Raw genomic sequence first — 20,992 nt, 5'->3', positions numbered from 1 at the left:
CTTATTTTTTCCAATCATTAAAGATAATGTTCGCAATTATCTTGGGTTCGAAATAAGAAAACTGTCCAAATTCACAATCGCTTAATTCCTTTAGTAAGTTAGTTATTAATGGATTAGCACCATCAACTTTAAGTTCAAGCAATGCTGTAGGATAATGTATAAAGCCCATTGCCTCTAAAAAATCAATAATTTCAAATTCATCAAAAAAATAGTGATTTGGAATTTTATGGTACTCTTCATTTTCATCATCTACTTTAGCAATAGCAAAAAAATCAGTGTATTTATTCTTAAACAGTAAATACAATTCATTATTAAATTCTATGATTTGATACGTATAAGAGTATCTGTCTGAAAATTGGATGTTAGCTTTGATTGAGAAAAACGACTTTACCGTTTCTTCCCAAAGAGATAAATCTATTGTTTTATTTTCTGATTCAACAAACCCTGTAATTCCTTTTGGAAGTCTGTAATTGATCAGTTTTTCTTCGTTAAATGGCTCCATTTTAAAATTGTTAAGCTTGAATTTATTGAAATTTTAACGGATTTATTAAAAAGTCTCCTCATTCATTTTACCTTTGCACTCGATAAATCAATAAAACGGTGATATGTTAAAAAGATTTATGGGATTAGGAGCCTTAATTGGTATAGGTTTAGGTGACCTGATTTACAAGTATTATCCGAGTATTCCAAGAGATACTCTTAATCATAAGACAACGATATTTATTAGTTGTGCTATCTGTATTTTTCTTGGTACTCGATTATATGAATTTAGCAAGGATAGAGATGATAAGTGGCTCCAATCTAGTGCATTAATTATTTACATGATGGGTGGACTTATTTTAATTGGCAGTCTTGTTTTGACTACATTTATTAAATAGTGAATATTCATTCTTTTATGTATATCGCACTTTTTCTCGTAACTTTGTTATAACACATATAAAATTTATTGGATTAAACATCCTTACTCACATATAAGAAATGGCAGAAAAATTTAAATTAGACTCAATCGAAGATGCTATTGAAGCAATCAAAAATGGAGAGATTGTTATTGTAGTCGACGATGAGGATAGAGAAAATGAAGGTGATTTTATCTGTGCAGCAGAAAAAGTTACGCCTGAAATCATCAACTTTATGTCAAAAGAAGGTCGTGGCTTAATTTGTTGTTCTCTTTTAGAAGACAGATGTGAAGAGCTTGGTCTTGAATTAATGGTGGGTAAAAATACCGCTGCTTTCGAAACACCTTTTACAGTTTCAGTTGACTTGATTGGTCATGGGTGTACAACTGGTATTTCTGCTAGTGATAGAGCTAAAACTGTATTAGCATTGGCTGATCCTAATGTTGATCCAGCTATCCTAGGTAAGCCAGGACACATTTTCCCACTAAAAGCCAAAAGAGGTGGTGTGTTAAGAAGAACTGGACACACTGAGGCTACAATTGATCTAGCTCGCTTAGCTGGTTTAGAACCTGCAGGCGTACTTGTTGAAATCATGAATGATGATGGCAGCATGGCTCGTCTTCCAGACTTGGTAAAAGTAGCAAAGAAACACAACCTGAAATTAATCTCAATCGAGGATTTAATTCAGTATCGTTTAAAATTAGAAGATTCTTTAGTAGAAGAAGTAATTGGTGTTGATATGCCAACTGAGTTAGGACACTTCGACTTAAGAGCATTTAAACATACAACTACAGGAGAACTACACTTAGCTTTAATAAAAGGTGATATTTCTGGTGATGAACCTGTAATGGTTAGAGTTCACTCTTCTTGCGTTACTGGTGATATTTTTGGATCGTGTCGTTGTGATTGTGGACCACAACTTCATGGAGCTATGGACATGATCGAAAAAGAAGGTAGAGGTATTATTTTATATATGAACCAAGAAGGTAGAGGAATTGGTTTAGTTAACAAACTAAAAGCTTATAAGCTTCAAGAAGAAGGTATGGATACCGTTGAAGCAAACAAAGCTCTTGGTTTCAAATCTGACCAAAGAGACTACGGTGTTGGTGCTCAAATTCTCAGAAAATTAGGTGTTTCTAAAATGAAATTAATTTCTAATAACCCTAAGAAAAGAGCTGGTTTAATCGGTTATGGCCTTGAAATAGTTGACAATGTAGCTATTGAAATCACTCCGAATAAATTCAACCAAAAGTACTTAGAGACAAAAAGAGACAAAATGGGTCACAATATCCTTAAATAGTCTTTTAATTAGATATACATAGAAAAGGCTGTTCTTTTATGAACGGCCTTTTATAATTGGTTTAATCTTAATGAATAATCCTCTTTCAAATATAGAATTAAGAGATAAAGACGGGATTCTTTATAAGCTATCTTTACTTAAAGAAGAGTCTTTCTCTTTGATATTACTTAATTCCGTAAGTTCTTTACGCGACATTTCTCATTTAGATCTGCTAGCTAAACATTTTGAAGAGCTCAAATCAAATAAAACCTCTCCAATTGTTATTGTCTCACAACCTGAATCTCATTTAGGTAAGTTTCTCAAAAAAAATAAATATTCTTTTCCAATACTTTCTGACCCTTCTAGTAGAATCTCAAAGATTTTAGATTGCCACATCAAAAAATTAAAAACTTCACAAAGAGCAACGATTATATTTGAAGAGAAATATAAAGAAAGGGATAGATTCATTTTCATGTCTACCCCTCAAAAACATTTGGATTTTTTACTGAATAACTAGTTCATTGTTATTTATTTTCTCTAAAAGTTCATCAAGTTCTGATAGTGAGTTATGTAAATCTTTGTACGATTGTATTACCCAATACTTCTCTTGAAACTTGTCCTTGATATATGGTGTCTTTAATATTTCCAAGACATTAAAGTCTACCCTTTTCGGAATATCACTATGTAAACTATAATCCGATTCTCCCTTGGAGGATAAAATTCCAGCTCCATAAATTCTTAAGCCTTCCTTAGTATTAATCAAACCAAATTCTACAGTATACCAGTAAAGTCTAGAAATCAATTCAATGATATGTTCATTGTCAATATATTTCAGAGCAATGATACTCATATCTTCCAAGAACTTACAAAAATCTTGATTGGCTAATAATGGAACATGACCATATATATCATGAAACATATCTGGCTCCTCCAAATAATCTAATTCACTTAGTTTTCGAAACCATGAAGATGATGGGAATTTTTTTGCTTTTAGAAGCTCAAAAAATTCTTTATTGGGGATTAGTCCTGTTACTGGAGAGATACTCCATCCGGTAACTTTTAGCAGACTTTTATCAAGATCATCAAAGTTTGGAATTTGGTCTTCTGTAAAACCAATTACTTCAATTCCTTTGAAAAATTCCTTTTCTGCTAAGTTGGGTAGCATTTTCATCTGCCTTTTAAAGAGCGTACTCCATACGGTCAGGTCTTCAGAAGTATACTTCTCATACCCTTGGTCTTTTACAAAATACATGTGTTTATCGTTTGAATTGGTGTATGTGATAGTTAGTAAAAAAGGACTGTAGTGTTACTACAGTCCTTACAATATGAAAAAAAATCTTGACAAAAGGGAATTATAAACCTTGAATTTTTACATTCAACAAGTTTAGTCTCTCCCTTGATTTCTCCTTTAAGTACTCTAATTGAGAGTCATCTATCTGATAATCATCGATTAAATTTTCAATAAAAATATCAAATGAAATTAACTCATTATTTATACTACCAGACTTTATAAGTTCCTTAACAGCTTTAGCTTCTCTACGGATAAACTCATCAATTTTACTTTCCTTTCTAATCATTGATTAAACATTTCTTGGTCCAAGAATATCAACAACATCTTTTTCATCTAAGATCTCTTTTTCTAATAGGATCTGTGCTAGTTTCTCAAGATCATCAATTCTTTCTCTTAAGAAATCTTTTGTTTCTTCATAGCATTTCGCAATGATCTCAAGAGATTCCTTATCGATTTGTTTTTCAAGATCTTCTGATCTTCTCATTGATTGACCACCATTACCTAAGAAATTGTTCTGACCTTCTTTCTGAAGAGATAAATTTGGGAAGTTATCACTCATACCATATACTGTAAGCATTGAGTTGACAATTCCTGCAACTTTTTCTAGATCATTAGATGCTCCTGTTGAAATCGCCCCAAATTTAATTTCTTCTGCAGCTCTTCCACCTAAAAGGCCTTTAATTTTTCCTAATAGTTCACCTTTACTCATCAAAAACCTATCTTCAGTTGGAGCTTGAAGTACATATCCTAATGCACCCGAACCTCTTGGAACTATTGATACCTTTCTTACAGGATCAGCTCCTTTAGTAAAGTGACCAACTATTGCATGGCCGGCCTCATGGTAAGCTACTGTTCTTTTCTCATTATCATTGATTACCGCATTTTTCTTTTCTAAACCGGCAACAACTCTTTCGAATGCATCAAAGAAGTTTTGATGATGTACTTCAGATTTACCTTCTCTTGCTGCTAGCAGTGCCGCTTCGTTACATAAGTTTGCTAGGTCGGCCCCAACAAAACCTGCTGTTTGAGCGGCTATCTCTTCTAAGTTGACATCACTACCTAATTTAATTTTTCCAGAATGTACTTTAAGGATCATTAATCGACCATTTAAATCTGGTCTATCCACTTGTACCTGTCTATCAAAACGACCTGGACGCAATAACGCTTTATCTAAAATTTCAGGTCTGTTCGTTGCTCCCAATACGATTACAGTTTGGTCAGCTGCAAAACCATCCATTTCTACCAATAATTGGTTTAAAGTATTTTCTCTTTCGTCATTACCCGACATTCCATTAGATGATCGGCTTTTACCAATGGCATCTAATTCATCGATAAATATGATACAAGGAGACTTTTGTTTTGCTTGAGTAAATAAGTCTCTAACCCTTGCTGCACCAACACCAACAAACATTTCTACAAAGTCGGAACCTGATAAAGCATAAAATTGTACACCTGCTTCACCAGCAACTGCTTTAGCTAGTAAAGTTTTACCTGTACCTGGAGGGCCTACTAATAAAATTCCTTTTGGAATTTTAGCTCCCAAGTCCGTATATTTTTCAGAATTCTTTAAGAAATCTACTACTTCTGTAAGCTCTTGTTTGGCTTCATCACAACCTGCAACATCATTGAAATTGTGCAAGTGTTCTGCATCAGATGCATAAATCTTAGCCTTACTTTTACCAACATTGAGGTAGTTGTTTCCACCTCCTCCCATTCCGCCGCCTTTCGACATTCTACGGAATACGAAACCCCAGATTAAAAACAAAAGGCCGAAAGGAAGTAACCAATTAGAAAAGAAGTTACCTAACCAATCATTTTCTATTACTCCTTTATAATCAATGCCATGTTTTTGTAGATCGTTAACTAGATCTTTATCCTCTAGTTTGATCACATAGAACTGTCTTGCTAGGTCTTCTTTACGCTTTTCGTAATCAATTCTCCATGGAGCTGCCTTCCCTTCAGGGTTTAGGTTCCATAGTTCATTTTTCTTTGTCGCTGTTTTGGATGTATCAGCAACCACTTCTTCTTTTGCAGCTGCTTTTTCTATTGCTAAACTATCTGACGACTTTTTAACCTTACCATATATTTTGTCATCTGATATAACTATATGTTCAATTCTTCCTGCTTCAAGACTATCTCTAAATGAATTATAGGACATTTCTTTTACACTAGGTCCGGAAAAAAAGAGGGTTTCTAAAAATAGCATTCCACCAAGAATACTTAAAAAGTACCAAATAGAAAATTTTGTAGTGCTTTTCATTAAATCAAAATGTTTGAAAAAAGAACAATCAACACGTTTTAGGTCAATCTGTTTGTTTACGTATGTTAAGAATCAAGTTAAGTATAAATCTTTATAAATAAAAAAGCCTGACGCTACAAGCGACAGGTTTTCTACTAGTGTCAAATTAATTATCTTAAAAACGTACGTGTACGTTATATATTTCAATATTAAATTTTTTATCTTTCGTAATGCAAAAATATTAAAACTTTGGCTGAAACCAATACTTTTTGGAACAGTTATATTGTTTTATTTAAAGATATAAATTTTTTCTATGTTTGAAATTACTCCTTTTGTTTTCTCTTTCAAAACATATAATGAAAAGAAAAAAAGTAATTTTTTAATTCCAAAACTTGGAAATGTCAACGAACAGGGAATAACCTTAAGCAATGAGTTAATTTCCTTTCATGATATTCTACGTACAACTTACTATAGAGGTTATCTTGTTATCACTTTTGATAATTATCCATTACTAGGTAGACAAACTTCAGAATGGTACATTCAGAAGAATAACTGTATTATCATTAAATCATCAATGATTAAAGATATTAAGCTAGCGTTTAATGTTTTTAAATCTAGATTTGCTCAAAAAACTAGAACTTGTGGTCATTGTGAGAACGAGATTAATTGGGACAAACATCTTGAAAGTCAATATCATTACTGCGATGAGTGTCATTCAATCAGTGATAAACACGGCCTTCTCATGAGTAATGGAGAAGAGTTTGACATTTGTCCTGAGACTGGTTATTGGGACCGTTTAGGAATTCGTAGACAATATCAATATTTTTATTTTGACAAGAAGTTATACTGGAACTATAATAAATATTATGGTGGCGATAATCTAGGTATTGAATTCTTCCATAATAATATCTTGAAAAATCTTATGTTTTTAATTGGAGTACCCGGTACTCTAATAGAATTCTATAAAGCAAATCAAGGCCACCACCCTGATTTTACAGAATTAGCTGAAGCAAATTTTGCTAGCCGATGTGGAGAAATAAAAGAAGCTGCAGATTTATATACAAAGATGCAAATGAGATTTCCCTATTTTCCGGCTTTACATTATAATCTTGCTATTGCATATTTGCAAGTGAATAATATTGAATTAGCAAAACGATATTTCCAAAAGTCATTAGAAGGTTGTTCTAACTATACTCCGACTTTAAAGGTATTAAAGTACTTATCTGAGAAAGAAAAAATAGGAAGCGTTTAGGCTTCCTATTTCTTCATTCAATATATTTTTTTTGGTTGATTTTCTGATCTAATTGATCTGAAACTTCTCCACCTAATTTCTTAGCCTTTTCCCATTGTTCTAATGCCTCCTCGGTTTTACCAAGCTTAATCAAAACATCTCCATAATGTTCAATTACAGTTGATGCTTGTGATATATCAGCAGCCTTTTTGAGATATTCTTCAGCCTTTTTGTAATCACCTTTTACAAATAAAACCCATCCATAAGTATCTAGGTAAGTATCATTTTCGGGTTCTGCAACTATCGTTTGATAAGACATTTCCTCCGCCTTCTCTAAATTCTCTTTTCTCAAGGATAAGTAATAAGCATAATTATTTAAGACATAAATATTTAAAGGGTCAACTTTTAATACTTCATCATATTTAGTGAAAGCTTTAGCATAATCATCCATTTGATAGTAAGTATCACCTAACTGAGAATTAAAATCAATTTTCATTGAAGGGTCAACTACTAACTGTAAGCCTTGAGTAAATATCACTTCTGCCTCATCATAATCTTTCTTCTGCAATTTTGCAGATCCTGAATAAAGATATAATAATGCTTGGTTTGGAAAATATTCTATAGCCATATCTGCATGTTTATCAACAGAATCCACTTGTTGTAACTCCCAATCTATAGATATTACTTGCTTCCACAACTTAAAATTATTAGCATTTTTTTCTAATGATTTTAAGTAATAAGTTCTTGCTAAATCATATTTTTTCTGACTAATTAAAAAATCAGCATTTAAAGCCATTAACCTGTCATCATTAGGGTGCGCCCCCATGGCGATATTGATTAATTCTTCTGCTTCAAACCTTTTCTTTTCGTTGTATGAGAACTGTAAATACCCTGCTAGGATATTAAAACTTTCATCAGTAAGTTGATCACTACATCCAAATGCTTTTTTCAACTCTTCGTAATAGTTTTCTGACTCACCTTGATTTCTATATATATTAGCCATTAAAAAATGACCTTCTCCTTCATTGGGATTATTCTTTAGAATAGGCTCTAACATTTCTAATGCCTCATCAGTACGATTATTTCCTAAAAGTAGTCGTACCTGAGAATACTTAAATGTCAATTCATCTGGATAAGCATTGATTAATTTTTGTCCTTCCTTTAAAGCAGCTTCCAAGTCTCCTAATCGAATGTAAATTCTTTGTTTTTGACGAACAATAACATCATTAATACCATACTTTTCTTCACCTATATCAAAATATTCGATAGCGTTGCGTGGTGCCCCCATTTGTAGGTAAAGCATGGCAATTTGGAAATAAGCCTCTTCATCGTCACCAGTCTCTTCAATCTGTTTCTCTAAAACCATTAAAGCATCTTTTAGCAGGTTTAGAACTTCATAGTTCTGAGCTACTAATTTGTAATAGTATTTGTTTTCCGGATCAAGTTCTAAAGCTCTTTTAGAAAATTGTAATGATCGTTGGTAATTTTCAATTTTAGAATAAGCTAAAGCTGTTTGGTATTTAATTCCATCATCTTTGGGATTTAAGTCATTACATTTCAATAGTAATTCTAATGCTTGATCATATTCTTCTAGAAGATATTCATTAACAGCATATATAAACAACTCTTCTGCTTTTCTTAGATCTTTTTTAGAGGGTTCTTCAATAGATACTACTGGGGTTTCTTTCTTTTTCTTAGACTTTTTCTTCTTTTTACGTTGTGCAAAAGCAGTGTCCGTAGCCGCAAAACCTATAAAAAGGGCTAATAATATGGTATATATTCTAAAAGAGTTTTTGTTCATAAGTATGTTTTACCCTCACAAAGTCAATCTATGTATTTTACTATATATAAATCTACAAAAAACATAAATGAAAAAAACAGCGAAATATAAATATTTCGCTGTTTTCATCTATAAATAAAGATTTTTTTAGTTATTCCCTAACTGAAGTAAAGTCACCAATACTTAAATCTTTCGATCTACCTGTATATACAACATGGTTACCTACTACTGAGTTTTCAATATTTACTTTTCTGATGTCGGTATCTTCTTGAACAATTGAATTTTGAACAACAGAATTTTCAATATTAGTATTTTTACCTACTGATACATATGGTCCAACTACAGCATTTTTAATCACTGTATTTTCACCAACGTATACTGGGCTAATCAAAACAACATTATCTAAAACAGCAGACTCATGTACTAATTCTTGATCTTGAATGTACGTTAAATATCTTTGGTTAGTATTAACGATGGCATCTTTATTACCACAGTCTAACCATTCATCTACAGTACCGGGCTTCAATCTTGCACCTTTTGCTTTAAGATTTTCTAAAGCTCCAGTTAATTGATATTCGCCATCGTTCATGATATTATTATCTACTAAGTATTGAAGTTCGTCTCTTAACTTCTCTCCTTCTTTGAAGTAATAAATACCAATGATTGCTTGATCAGATACAAATTCTGAAGGCTTCTCAACAAAATCAGTAATGATTCCGTCATTATCTAGTTTCACTACACCAAATGCTGAAGGATCTTCAACTTTCTGTGTATAGATAATACCATCTTCAAATTTATCAATCGCAAAATCTGCTTTAAATAAAGTATCAGCAAAAGCTACAATAATATTACCGTCCATACTATCACCCGCACATAAGATGGCGTGAGCAGTTCCTAATGGCTCATCTTGGTAATAAATTGTCCCTTTAGCGCCTAATGACTCAGCAATTTCAACTAACTCTTTTTCAACTATTTCTCCGAAATCACCAATAACAAAAGCAATTTCTTCTAACTTTTCATCAGACATTGCAGCTAAATCCTCAACTAAACGATGAACGATTGGCTTACCTGCAATTTTTACTAATGGTTTTGGGGTAGTTAAAGTATGTGGTCTTAAACGGGAACCACGACCAGCCATTGGGACAATAATTTTCATATTATATTTTATTTAAAAAGTTATTTTTTTCCAGTACTTCCGTATCCTCCTGCACCACGCTCAGTATCAGAGAGTGTTTCTACAGGTTCCCACTCAACAGTTTCATGTTTTGCAATAACAAGTTGAGCGACTCTTTCACCGTCTTTCACCTCAAATTGCTCATTTGAAAGATTAACCAATAAAACACCAATTTCTCCTCTGTAATCTGCATCTATTGTACCTGGAGCATTTAGCACACTTAAACCATGTTTAAAAGCCAGACCACTTCTTGGTCGAACTTGTGCTTCATAGCCTTGAGGAAGTTCAATGTAAAGACCTGTTGGTACTAAAACTCTTTCTAAAGGAGCTAATACCTTAGATTCTGATAATACTGCTCTTAAATCAAGACCTGCTGACAGCTCAGTTTGATACTCAGGTAAAGCATGGTGGCCTTTATTAATTACTTTTATCTTCATTTTATTTTTTTAGTATTTTCTTCTGCACAATTTGTAAGGTAGACACAATGAACTGCCTTTCCATAAAAAATACAATCAGCAAGAATAATGCAAAGATAGCATTATGAATAAATATCGACTCCCAAAATCCATTTATAGAAAGTTGGGAAAGCAAAACTAAAAAGCATCCTCCCATAATCAAATAAAATGATATCATTTTTACATTATATGGAATAGGATAATATTTTTGACCAAGCACATATGCTAATATCATCATACTCAAATAGCAGACAAAAGTTGCAATAGCACTACCATAAAAACCGAAATATGGAACTAAAAGAGCATTTAATGAAATTGTAAAAAGTGCTCCAATTGCGCTTATCAATGCACCATACTTTGTATTATCAGTTACTTTAAACCAAACTGACAAGTTATAATACATACCAAGGAATAAGTTTGCCATTAGTAAAATGGGAACAACAGGTAATCCTACTAAATATTCCTCGCGACGAATTAGAATTGGGGCAATAACTTCCAAATTTGCAGAAACTGCAACTACCATTACCATTAGTACTATTACGAAATAATACATGATTCTTGCAAAAACTTTTGGAGAGTCTTTCGAACCTGCTTGATTAAAGAAAAAAGGTTCTGCAGAATATTTATACGCAGTAACTGTAAACGTTACAAATATTGATAGTTTATAACAAGCAGCATATACACCAACAGCATAATCCGCATCACCGAAACTATAAAACCCTTCAGGTAATAGTAATGGAATTAATAGCCTATCAGAAACTTCATTAATGGCAAAAGCAACTCCTGCAAAAACTAAAGGAAAACCATAAGAATAAAATGGTTTCATTGATTTCCAAGACCATGAAAACTTGAGTTTAATAAACTTATCCATGAATAAGATCATGATAATTGCTTTAGAGATCAAATTTGCAAGGAATGCATAACCCAATCCTAATGAAGGATCATAAATTTTTGACACAAACTCAGTAATAAAACTATCTGAATTAGTTTCAACGATACTTACACAGGTAACTAAGAAGAAATAATTTAAACCAACGGTTAATACTACTTCTATAATTTTTAATACAGCAAATCTTTTCGCTTGACCATCGATTCTAAGACTTGCAAAAGGAACTACTAATAGAGTATCAATCGCATATAGTAAGGCAAAAAACTTCACATATATATCACTGTTTTCAAAGCCTAAGAGTGTTGAAATTTGCCCAGAAAACAACCAAAGTATACTGGAGAACACTACTGATGTAATGCTCAATGAAGAAAGTATTTTAGAAAAAACTTCTTCTTTATCACTACCTTCTTTTGATGCAAACCAGAAGTACGTTGTCTCCATACCATATGTGTATATCACATTGAAGAAAACCGCAAAAGAATAAAAAATAGAAACGATTCCAAACGCATCAGGATCAAAAACCTTAGTATGAAGAGGTACTAATAAATAATTTATTAACCTCATTAATACTGTAGTTAATCCGTAGATAACAGTATCTGATAATAATTTTTTTAACATGAGTAGTTTTAAAAATAAAAACCTCTTTGTTCAATTTTACACTGAACAAAGAGGTTTTATATATAATTATATTTCAATTACTTACCTGTGAAATTAGGCTTTCTTTTTTCTAAAAATGCAGATGTACCTTCAGTGAAATCATCTGTTTTTATTGCACTTGAAAAAGCATTCGCTTCAGTTTGGTATCCAGATGCATTTGTATGAGCTGCATTGATACAATCAATGGCATGTGACACTGCAATCGGAGCTTTCGCTAAGATCTTTGCTGCGATCTCCTTTGTTTTATTCATTAACTCATCTTGTGAGACTACATGATTTACTAAACCAATTTCATGACCTCTTTTAGCAGAAATCATATCTCCAGTAAGAATCATTTCGTTAGCAATTCCTTTACCTACTAGGATTGGTAATCTTTGTGTCCCACCATATCCAGGTATTATACCTAATGATACTTCAGGCAAACCAAACTTTGCATTGTCAGATGCAACACGAATGTGACATGCCATAGCTAATTCACATCCTCCACCTAAAGCAAAACCATTAACAGCTGCAATGACAGGTTTAGGGCAATTCTCAATACCATTAAAAATCTCCTGGCCTTCTTCAGAGAATTTTCTAGCATTTAGTTCATTCAGGTCTTTAAACTCTGAGATATCAGCTCCTGCAACAAAAGCTTTCTCTCCTTTTCCTGTAATGATCACAGTTCGAATTTCTTCTTCATCATAAGCCATGTCGAATGCACTCTTCAGTTCTTGTAATGTTTTTCCGTTAAGTGCGTTTAGTTTACTCTCTCTATTAATAGTGATTGTAAGTAAACCATCGTTCTTTTCTAAAAGAAGATTTTGATAATCCATGTGGTATTAATTTCCTTTTTTTGTTAGCGTTTGATTGTGATTAAAGTAATTTATTAGCTGATCAAACTCTATTCTACACTAATGTATAAAACCTTATTTACATTTCAGATAAATTTCTTTATCTATTTCCATGTTTTTTGATTTTAGATAGCTGATATATTCACAAATAGAAGATTTTTCTTCTAAACTGATCATTTGAGTAATTATTTCCTCCAATTTTTGAGCTTGTCTTCCTTCAGGAATATTCTCAGTTAATAGCTTAGTTGCTTCTTGGTATTTTTTATTAAGAATCAATGAAGAATAAACAGAAGTCTCCTTTGATGCTAATTCTTCATTATAATAAACAGCCATATTAAATGCGTCAACTGATTCTTTGAAGTTTTTATCATTTAAATAACTTCGACCTAAATTTATGCGATAAACAGAATTTGTAGGAATGATTTCGATAGCTTTCTCAAAAAACTTAGATGCTTCACCATAATTCTTTTTTTGCATTTCAACCATTCCTAAATTATTGAAAGCTTCATGTCTCTTATGATTAATTTCAATTGCCATTAGTGAATAATGAAATGCAGAGTCTAAAATCCCAATATGATAAAATACAAAACCTAAATTGGTGTATAGAACATCACTAATTCCTGAGATTTCCTTCAATTGTTTAAGATCAGCAAGTGCCGCTTGAAAATCCCCTTTCTCTTCTAATAAGGTTGCTCTATTTAGTAATAATGATGTGTTTTCGGGGTTACATGTAAGCCCTTTACTAACTGTCTTTATTGCTTTATCTAAGTCTTTTAATTTAAAATAGACATTTGCTTTATTCTGGTAGGCATCTTCTAAACAATTATCCTGTTTCAAGGCTATGTTATATGCATTTAAAGCCTCATAAGTTTTACCTTGTCCATCATAGGCAATTCCTAGGTTATTCCATGCTTCTGTAAAAAGAGAATCCTCTTCTAAAGCTAATTTTAATTGAATTTCAGCTTTTTCAAATTCTTTCATTTGTAAAGCATCTCTACCTTTTATAAAAGATTGATTTCTTTTGGCATTTTCATCACAACTAAAAAATGCAAGCGTTAGTAATATTAAGGTGAAGTATTGTTTCATATAAATAAAAAAAACCGATCCATTATTGAATCGGTTACAAATATATCTAGTTGATTGCTTTTATCGAAACTCTACGGTTTTTCATTCTACCTTTTTCATCATCATTTGATGAAATCGGCCTTTCAGAACCCCATCCAACAGTTTCCAATCGATTTGGATCAATCCCTTTCCTAACTAATTGCTTTTTTACTGCAATTGCTCTATTAAGTGATAGTTTCTTATTGGCTGATACACTACCTACATTATCGGTATGCCCTTCTATACTTAGTTTAAGTTTTGGAGCATAGCGTTTTAACAACATTGAAAGTTCATCTACCGTCTGTTGAGAGGCTTTTGATAATGTTGCACTACCTGTTGCAAATTGGAAATATAAATCTACTGAACCTTGTGATTTCAACAATTCCAACATTTCTTGTGCAGTCTCGGCCTCTTGAATTCTATCTTGACCAATAATGGTTACCGTATATGAATCTCCATTTTCATGAGTTTCAATCACGCACCAAAATTTCTTATTGTTCGATTTTACTTGAAAAGATCCATAATTATCTCCTTTGAAAAGGGGCTTACCTCTTAAAGATCTCACTTTATCAAAATAAGTTTGCAAAATCTGTTGTCCATCTGGGTGACGCTCTCCTGTAGCCTTAAAAGTTGCAAAAGTTTTATTACCACTTAATGGAATAATATCCACATCACTCATTGGGAACTCTATTTCATCAAATTTCACTTCGCTATAAAGTAAATCATACCCTCCTAGCTTTAAAACTAAAGGGTTAGATGTTACATCTTCTTCTTGAGCATTAGCATTAAAAGAAAAGAAAATGAGTAAAATATATAATGAAAAAAATCTTTGCATTATGATTTATATATAATTTGATAATTGGAATAATAGTTTTGTAAGCAAATTACGTGCAAAGTATTACACATTAAAAAGAAAAGCCACCCTAAATGGATGGCTTCTATAATTATACTTTAGTAAATTTCTTAATTTAACGAGAAGGTTGGCACTGCTGGTGAGGCCATTTCAGATATACTCAACTCCATGATATTCATCTCCACAAAGTCATAAAGTTTAAATGCAGTGAGTATATTGTCTACTTCGTCAACTGAAGTCGCATCTAAAGTCAACCAAGCCTTTTGTGCGTCGTCAGATAACATAAAAGATGATATAATTCCCTGATTCATCATTTCTCCAATCTCAGTATATTGAGATGGAAGTAAGTCAATAAGATTTTGATCTAGAACTTCAGGTAAAATTATTTCAACAATAAATTTCATATGATTTTTCAGAATTATTAGACGACAAGATTATCTAAAATATTTAACGATTCCAATTTTTTATCGTTGCTTTCACTTAATGTTATTAAAATTTGATGGCCTTTTAACATCAAATTGATAGATTTGAATTTTACTTAATGAGTTCATGAGAGATTTTTTCATCAAAATACTTTTCATATTAGCAATATTTATGATAACAACTGAAGTGTATAGTTCTACACATCAAAGTATTACTTACGATGAAAACTATCTATACCCATATCTTAAGGTGTTATTATCACCTAATGAAAATTATCCACTCCCTAAAGTAATTTCTGAATCAGAATATTCTGAAAATGAGCTCATCATAAGAGGCTTATGTGAGATGAAAAATACTCAATATTGGAGTGCATTTTGGGATCTAAAAAAGGCCTATCACAATTCACTGAAATCTTTAGAAGAGAATGAATTGGATACCTTAAAAAGATTAAATGTAGGAATGATATCTGTTGCTTTAGAAGTTGTTCCAAATGAATATCACTGGCTTAGAAATTTCCTTGGCTTCTCTCCTATAGACCCCAAATTATCAAGGGATCTTATTTCTGATGCAAAAAAATCAAAGGATAGAATCACAAAATTTCAGGCTTATACCTCTGAATTACTAATCAACACATATTTTTTAAAAAACTATGAATTAGCTAACTCATTGCTAATTGATTACGAAAATAATTTTAAAGATTCAGCTATCGCCCAATGTGCCATTGCCTGGGTGAATTATAAACTAAGAAAACCAAAAAAAACCATTTATTTTCTCAATAAAATTGACATCAAAAAAAACCAATGGTTTGGATACTATAATTACCTAAAAGGTAGCAGTTACTATTACCTTACTAACTTTGATTCAGCTAATGTCTACTTCAATAAATATTTATCTAAAACAGAAAAAGACTATACTAAAGATATTTATTATAAAAAACTGATCTCCTATTGGTTAGTAAATAATACTACAGATAGTGTTCAGTATTTCAAAGAGATGGTAATCAATAAAGGTACAGCCCTTATCAGTGTTGACAAATATGCAATTTCATTCGTTAAAAAAGATGAATTACCTAACGCTGATATCATGTTCTCTAGAATACTATTTGATGGAGGTAATTACAATGAATCGATTAAGAAGTTAAAAGGAATAAATATCGATAGTTTAAATCATTTAAATCAATTGGAATTTTATTATAGATTTGGGCGAGCAAAACAAGAGTTAAATGATACTACTTTTGCAATAAATGCTTATCTTAAAGTTTTGGAATTGGGAGGATCTAAACCAAAAGAATATTATCCTGCGAATGCTTCTCTAAACTTAGGGCACCTCTATGAAGGCCTTAACGAAGATGAACAAGCTCGATTTTTTTATAAAAAGGCTATATCATATCCCAAACATCCTTATAAAAATAGTATTGATTCAGAATCCAAAAGAAGATTAAAAGCCTTGACTGCAAGTAACTAAGTTTTTAGACCCTATTAGGGGTTGTAATTAATGACAAAAAAGGGTAGCTTCGCAGATATTTTTTAGTAAAGATATGGAAGAAAAAAAAGACAATTATTCAGCCGGTAATATCCAGATCCTTGAAGGATTGGAAGCTGTTCGTAAAAGACCAGCCATGTATATTGGGGACATTGGTATTAAAGGTCTTCATCATTTAATTTGGGAGGTTGTAGACAACTCAATTGATGAAGCAATGGCTGGCTATTGTACAGATATATATGTAACTGTAAACGAAGATAATTCAATTACAGTTTCTGATAATGGCCGTGGTATTCCTACAGACATGCACCCGAAAGAGAAAAAATCAGCTCTTGAGGTAGTAATGACTGTACTACATGCCGGTGGTAAATTTGATAAAGACACTTACAAAGTATCAGGTGGACTTCACGGTGTTGGTGTCTCTTGTGTGAACGCATTATCTACAGATTTAAAGGTAACAGTTCATAGAGGCGGTAAAATATTCCAACAAGAATATAAGACTGGTATTCCTCAGTACGATGTTAAACAGATTGGAGAAACTGACATCACAGGAACAACAGTTCAATTCTGGCCTGACTTAAGTATTTTCACTCATGGCGTTTATAACTATGATACTATTGCCTCTCGATTAAGAGAGCTTTCATACTTAAATGCAGGTATTACAATTCACTTAAAAGACCTTCGTCAAAAAGATGAGGATGGTGAGTTTGTAGGTGAAGTATTCCATTCTGAAGGTGGTCTTAGCGAATATGTTGCATATTTAGATAATACGAGACAATCACTTCTAGCTACTCCTATTTTTATGGAGGGTGAAAAAGCAAATATTCAAGTTCAAGTGGCAATGACTTATAATACGTCATTCTCGGAACATGTATTCTCTTATGTAAACAACATTAATACTTACGAAGGTGGTACTCACGTAGCAGGTTTTAGACGTTCACTAACAAGAACTTTAAAATCTTATGCAGATTCTACAGGTTTATTAGACAAAGTAAAAGTAGATATATCTGGTGATGACTTTAGAGAAGGTTTAACTGCAATTATTTCAGTTAAAGTTCCTGAACCACAATTCGAAGGTCAAACTAAAACAAAATTAGGTAACTCTGAGGTTTCTGGAGCGGTAGATTCAGCTGTAACTGAGACATTAAAAACGTTCTTAGAAGAAAATCCAAAAGAGGCTAAAAATATTGTACAAAAAGTAATTACTGCTGCTCAAGCAAGACATGCTGCTCGTAAAGCAAGAGAGATGGTACAACGTAAGAACGTTCTTACTGGTACTGGTCTTCCTGGTAAATTATCTGATTGTACTGAAAAAGATCCTGCAGTTTCAGAATTATACCTAGTGGAGGGTGACTCAGCAGGTGGTTCTGCTAAGCAAGGTCGTGATCGTATGTTCCAAGCTATTCTTCCATTAAAAGGTAAAATCCTTAATGTTGAGAAAGCTCAAGAACACAAAATCTATGATAACGAAGAGATTAAAAATATCATTACTGCATTAGGTGTTCGTTTTGGTACTGAAAATGATGAAAAAGAGCTTAACTTAGAAAAGTTACGTTACCATAAAATCATTATTATGACCGATGCCGATGTCGATGGTTCACACATTAGAACATTGATTTTAACTTTGTTCTTCCGTTATATGAAACCATTGATCGAACAAGGATACTTATATATCGCTCAACCTCCTCTTTACTTAGTGAAGAAAGGCAAGCAAGAAAAGTATTGCTGGTCTGAGGATGATCGTATGAGAGCTATCCAAGAATTTGGTGGCGATGAAGGAAAAGTGAACATCCAACGTTATAAGGGTCTTGGTGAAATGAACCCAGAACAACTTTGGCACACAACTATGGATCCTGAATTCCGTAGTATGAGTAGAGTGGATATCGAATCTGCCGCCGAAGCTGATCATTTATTCTCTATGTTGATGGGTGACGAAGTTGCTCCTCGTAGAGATTTCATTGAAAGAAATGCTCGTTATGCAAAAGTTGATGTATAACCAATAGCTATCAATAAATATTCAGGCAACGGACGGAGGTTCGTTGCCTTTTTACATTTAAGATATATATTAATGAGTCAACATAAGGGTTGGAAAAAAGTTAAATACGAACTTTTATATCAATTAATCAAAGGGTTAATAAAACTCGCTAATTGGGCATCAAGAAATATGTTAATGTGGTCTTTTGGAAAACTTGGAGGTTTAGTGTACTACATTATGCCTAAAACAAGAGACCTAACCTTAAAGCATCTCAAATATGCTTATGAAAATGAGCTTAGTGATGCTGAAATACAAAATATAGCAAAGAAGGTTTTTTCTAATTTAGGTAAAAACTTTACGGATATTGTACGTTACCCTTCTATTAGAACAAGAGAAGAATTGACTGCTGTAATGGAAGTCGAGGGTGAACAACATCTAATTGATGCTTACAATAAAGGTAAAGGAGTAATTTTATTGACCTGTCATAGAGGTGCTTTCGATATGGTAGGTTTTTATCTTAGTATGAGTAATTATCCTTGTATCGCAATTGGTGCTAAGCTACATGATGAAAAATTAAATGATCTTGTAGTAAAGACGAGAAGGCATAATAAAAATGACCAAGCTGACTTTGTTGAAAGATCTGATCCTAGAGGAAGTATTAAAATGTTCAAAAAGTTGAAAGATGGCGGTTTAGCTTTTTTGCTTATTGATCAAGATACTGATAAAGTTCAAAATACTTTTGTAGACTTCTTTGGAAAACCTGCTGCTACTCCTATTGGCGCTGCTACATTAGCGTTAAAAGCGGATTCAGCAATTATTCCTGCTTCGATAAAATTACAAAGTAATGGTAAGCATTTACTAGAATTTAGACCTGAAGTTCCTCTTGAGAAAACTGGAAACTTAAAAGAAGATATTAAGACCAATACTCAAAATATGTCATTGGCACTTGAAAAATTTATACGCGAAGCTCCTGACCAATGGGTTTGGTTCCATGAAAGATGGAAGACCAAACAAGAAGAAGAAGTAAGCAATTCCTAAAAAATGAATTTTATTCTAGTTTTGAAGAACTGATTTCAAGAAATTGAGATCAGTTTTTTTGTTACACAAATGTTTGATATCAATACAAAAAGGAAATTATCACTTTCAAAAAGTACTATTTCTACAATTAACAATATTACTTATCAAAATATCACTAGTAAGAAGAGACTCAAAATAATACAAAAATAATGAAACTTTTTTTTACAACTGAATTTCGAAAAAAACTCTGCAGACGTAAGTTGTAATACAATTTAGAAGAAACGATTTTTTTTCAGAATACGTTTTGTAAGTAAATCACCTAATTACTTATGAGACCTAATTTTAAAAACTATTTCTGCTTTATCTTTCTCACAACCAGCATACTCACAAGCAGTTATTTATTCGGACAAGACACTCAGTTTTCACAATACTATGCTACACCATTATACCTTAATCCTGCCCTAACAGGATCAAGTCAGGAAACACGAGCCATCATCAATTATCGAAACCAATGGGTAGGATTACCTGCTGGAATACAGTCTTTTATGGCATCATTTGATCACAATTTTAAGTATAAAAGATTTTCACTCGGAGGATATATAAAAAATGACAGCTATGGTGTAAATGAAGGAACTCCATTACAGCATTCTACTTTTACTGTGTCTGGCTCTTATACTATTCCTATTTCAAAGTATGTTGGCCTTAATGTTGGCTTACAGGTTGGTTACGGACAAAATAAACTTGATTTATCATCATTAGTTTTCAACGATCAGCTAGATTCCTTTGGTTTTACGGGCGGAGGAACAAACGAACCATTTGTTCATACCCAAGTAGGTTATGCAGATGTAAATACTGGAGCCATGTTGTATGGAGAAAAATATTGGGTTGGTTTGGGACTATATCATGTAAATACTCCTAATATTTCATTCATTGGAGAGCAAGCTTACCTGCCAGTAAGAGTATCTATTGAAGCTGGGTATATGATACCATTAGAATTTAAAGGGCATCATACACATATCCCCGATTACCATCGAAAATCATTTACATTCGCAATGCATTATCAATCTCAAGGTAAAAATGATCAACTGAGTTTAGGTATGTATTTCCATTACCAACCCCTATTAGTTGGTGTATGGTACAGAGGTTTACCATTAATAAAAGGAGCTGAAAAAGACAATGCAGTAAACCATGATGCTGTTGTTATTTTGACAGGTATAAAAGTCGGAAACCTTAATTTTGGATATAGTTATGATGTAACACTATCTGACTTACCTCAACAACATGCTAATTCTCACGAAATTAGTCTTCAATATACTTTTAATCTATACAAGGACTATAAAAAGAAACCAAAAAGAAAACCAATGGATTTACCTTGTCCATCTCCTTTATTATAAGAATAGTACAATTTTTTTAT

General features: G+C 32.5%; 20 protein-coding genes. 8 read left to right on the top strand and 12 right to left on the bottom strand.

Annotated elements, in window-relative coordinates:
* Nucleotide 1: 1 nt before the first annotated feature.
* Nucleotides 2–502, bottom strand: a complete 501-nt coding sequence (locus HGP29_RS14385; protein WP_168883117.1) for a hypothetical protein — start codon at nt 500–502, stop codon at nt 2–4.
* 118 nt (nt 503–620) lie between these two features.
* On the opposite strand from HGP29_RS14385, the gene HGP29_RS14380 reads away from it, so the two are divergent.
* The 3 genes from HGP29_RS14380 (at nt 621) to HGP29_RS14370 (ending at nt 2,692) form a co-directional block, all read left to right on the top strand.
* Complete coding sequence (locus tag HGP29_RS14380) at nt 621–878, top strand: hypothetical protein (RefSeq protein WP_168883116.1); 258 nt, start codon at nt 621–623, stop codon at nt 876–878.
* A gap of 100 nt (nt 879–978) precedes the next feature.
* Nucleotides 979–2,196: a bifunctional 3,4-dihydroxy-2-butanone-4-phosphate synthase/GTP cyclohydrolase II gene (locus tag HGP29_RS14375; RefSeq protein ID WP_168883115.1), complete on the top strand. Its 1,218-nt coding sequence runs from the start codon at nt 979–981 to the stop codon at nt 2,194–2,196.
* A 70-nt stretch (nt 2,197–2,266) separates the two neighbouring features.
* Nucleotides 2,267–2,692 carry a redoxin domain-containing protein gene (locus tag HGP29_RS14370; RefSeq protein ID WP_168883114.1) on the top strand — a complete coding sequence of 142 codons (426 nt, stop codon included), beginning with the start codon at nt 2,267–2,269 and terminating at the stop codon, nt 2,690–2,692.
* Here HGP29_RS14370 and HGP29_RS14365 read toward each other — a convergent pair.
* The 3 genes from HGP29_RS14365 to ftsH form a co-directional block, all read right to left on the bottom strand.
* Nucleotides 2,678–3,427 (bottom strand): phenylalanine 4-monooxygenase, encoded by a 750-nt coding sequence (locus HGP29_RS14365; protein ID WP_168883113.1) that lies wholly within the window; start codon nt 3,425–3,427, stop codon nt 2,678–2,680. The two genes, HGP29_RS14370 and HGP29_RS14365, sit on opposite strands and share 15 nt — an antisense overlap.
* Nucleotides 3,428–3,527: 100 nt before the next feature.
* On the bottom strand, nt 3,528–3,752 hold the full coding sequence (locus HGP29_RS14360) for a hypothetical protein (protein ID WP_168883112.1): 225 nt from the start codon (nt 3,750–3,752) through the stop codon (nt 3,528–3,530).
* 3 nt (nt 3,753–3,755) lie between these two features.
* Nucleotides 3,756–5,726, bottom strand: a complete 1,971-nt coding sequence (gene ftsH / locus HGP29_RS14355) for an ATP-dependent zinc metalloprotease FtsH (protein ID WP_168883111.1) — start codon at nt 5,724–5,726, stop codon at nt 3,756–3,758.
* Nucleotides 5,727–6,018: 292 nt separating this feature from the next.
* Here ftsH and HGP29_RS14350 point away from each other — a divergent pair, with 292 nt between their 5' ends.
* The gene (locus HGP29_RS14350; RefSeq protein WP_168883110.1) at nt 6,019–6,957 is read left to right on the top strand and encodes a tetratricopeptide repeat protein; all 939 of its coding nucleotides are present in this window, start codon (nt 6,019–6,021) and stop codon (nt 6,955–6,957) included.
* A gap of 13 nt (nt 6,958–6,970) precedes the next feature.
* On the opposite strand, the gene HGP29_RS14345 is transcribed toward HGP29_RS14350, so the two are convergent.
* The 8 genes from HGP29_RS14345 to HGP29_RS14310 form a co-directional block, all read right to left on the bottom strand.
* Complete coding sequence (locus HGP29_RS14345; RefSeq protein ID WP_168883109.1) at nt 6,971–8,737, bottom strand: tetratricopeptide repeat protein; 1,767 nt, start codon at nt 8,735–8,737, stop codon at nt 6,971–6,973.
* A 130-nt stretch (nt 8,738–8,867) separates the two neighbouring features.
* Nucleotides 8,868–9,872, bottom strand: a complete 1,005-nt coding sequence (locus tag HGP29_RS14340; protein ID WP_168883108.1) for a sugar phosphate nucleotidyltransferase — start codon at nt 9,870–9,872, stop codon at nt 8,868–8,870.
* Between the two features lie 20 nt (nt 9,873–9,892).
* Nucleotides 9,893–10,327 carry a dUTP diphosphatase gene (gene dut / locus HGP29_RS14335; RefSeq protein ID WP_168883107.1) on the bottom strand — a complete coding sequence of 145 codons (435 nt, stop codon included), beginning with the start codon at nt 10,325–10,327 and terminating at the stop codon, nt 9,893–9,895.
* A gap of 1 nt (nt 10,328) precedes the next feature.
* Complete coding sequence (locus HGP29_RS14330; protein WP_168883106.1) at nt 10,329–11,852, bottom strand: lipopolysaccharide biosynthesis protein; 1,524 nt, start codon at nt 11,850–11,852, stop codon at nt 10,329–10,331.
* A gap of 77 nt (nt 11,853–11,929) precedes the next feature.
* On the bottom strand, nt 11,930–12,706 hold the full coding sequence (locus HGP29_RS14325) for an enoyl-CoA hydratase-related protein (RefSeq protein ID WP_168883105.1): 777 nt from the start codon (nt 12,704–12,706) through the stop codon (nt 11,930–11,932).
* Nucleotides 12,707–12,799: 93 nt separating this feature from the next.
* On the bottom strand, nt 12,800–13,810 hold the full coding sequence (locus HGP29_RS14320; protein WP_168883104.1) for a tetratricopeptide repeat protein: 1,011 nt from the start codon (nt 13,808–13,810) through the stop codon (nt 12,800–12,802).
* Nucleotides 13,811–13,856: 46 nt separating this feature from the next.
* A complete protein-coding gene (locus HGP29_RS14315) occupies nt 13,857–14,663 on the bottom strand; it encodes an OmpA family protein (protein ID WP_168883103.1) in 807 nt (268 codons plus the stop codon).
* 128 nt (nt 14,664–14,791) lie between these two features.
* On the bottom strand, nt 14,792–15,085 hold the full coding sequence (locus HGP29_RS14310; protein ID WP_168883102.1) for a hypothetical protein: 294 nt from the start codon (nt 15,083–15,085) through the stop codon (nt 14,792–14,794).
* A gap of 190 nt (nt 15,086–15,275) precedes the next feature.
* Here HGP29_RS14310 and HGP29_RS14305 point away from each other — a divergent pair, with 190 nt between their 5' ends.
* The 4 genes from HGP29_RS14305 to HGP29_RS14290 all read left to right on the top strand — a co-directional run bounded on the left by HGP29_RS14305 (nt 15,276) and on the right by HGP29_RS14290 (nt 20,972).
* Entirely contained in the window at nt 15,276–16,568 is a 1,293-nt protein-coding gene (locus HGP29_RS14305) for a tetratricopeptide repeat protein (RefSeq protein ID WP_168883101.1), read from the top strand.
* A 73-nt stretch (nt 16,569–16,641) separates the two neighbouring features.
* A complete protein-coding gene (gene gyrB, locus HGP29_RS14300) occupies nt 16,642–18,582 on the top strand; it encodes a DNA topoisomerase (ATP-hydrolyzing) subunit B (RefSeq protein WP_168883100.1) in 1,941 nt (646 codons plus the stop codon).
* A 72-nt stretch (nt 18,583–18,654) separates the two neighbouring features.
* A complete protein-coding gene (locus HGP29_RS14295; RefSeq protein ID WP_168883099.1) occupies nt 18,655–19,599 on the top strand; it encodes a lysophospholipid acyltransferase family protein in 945 nt (314 codons plus the stop codon).
* A 308-nt stretch (nt 19,600–19,907) separates the two neighbouring features.
* The gene (locus HGP29_RS14290; protein ID WP_168883098.1) at nt 19,908–20,972 is read left to right on the top strand and encodes a PorP/SprF family type IX secretion system membrane protein; all 1,065 of its coding nucleotides are present in this window, start codon (nt 19,908–19,910) and stop codon (nt 20,970–20,972) included.
* Nucleotides 20,973–20,992: the final 20 nt, after the last annotated feature.

The organism is Flammeovirga agarivorans (assembly GCF_012641475.1).
Lineage (GTDB): Bacteria > Bacteroidota > Bacteroidia > Cytophagales > Flammeovirgaceae > Flammeovirga > Flammeovirga agarivorans.
This window is presented reverse-complemented; position numbering and strand designations above follow the sequence as displayed.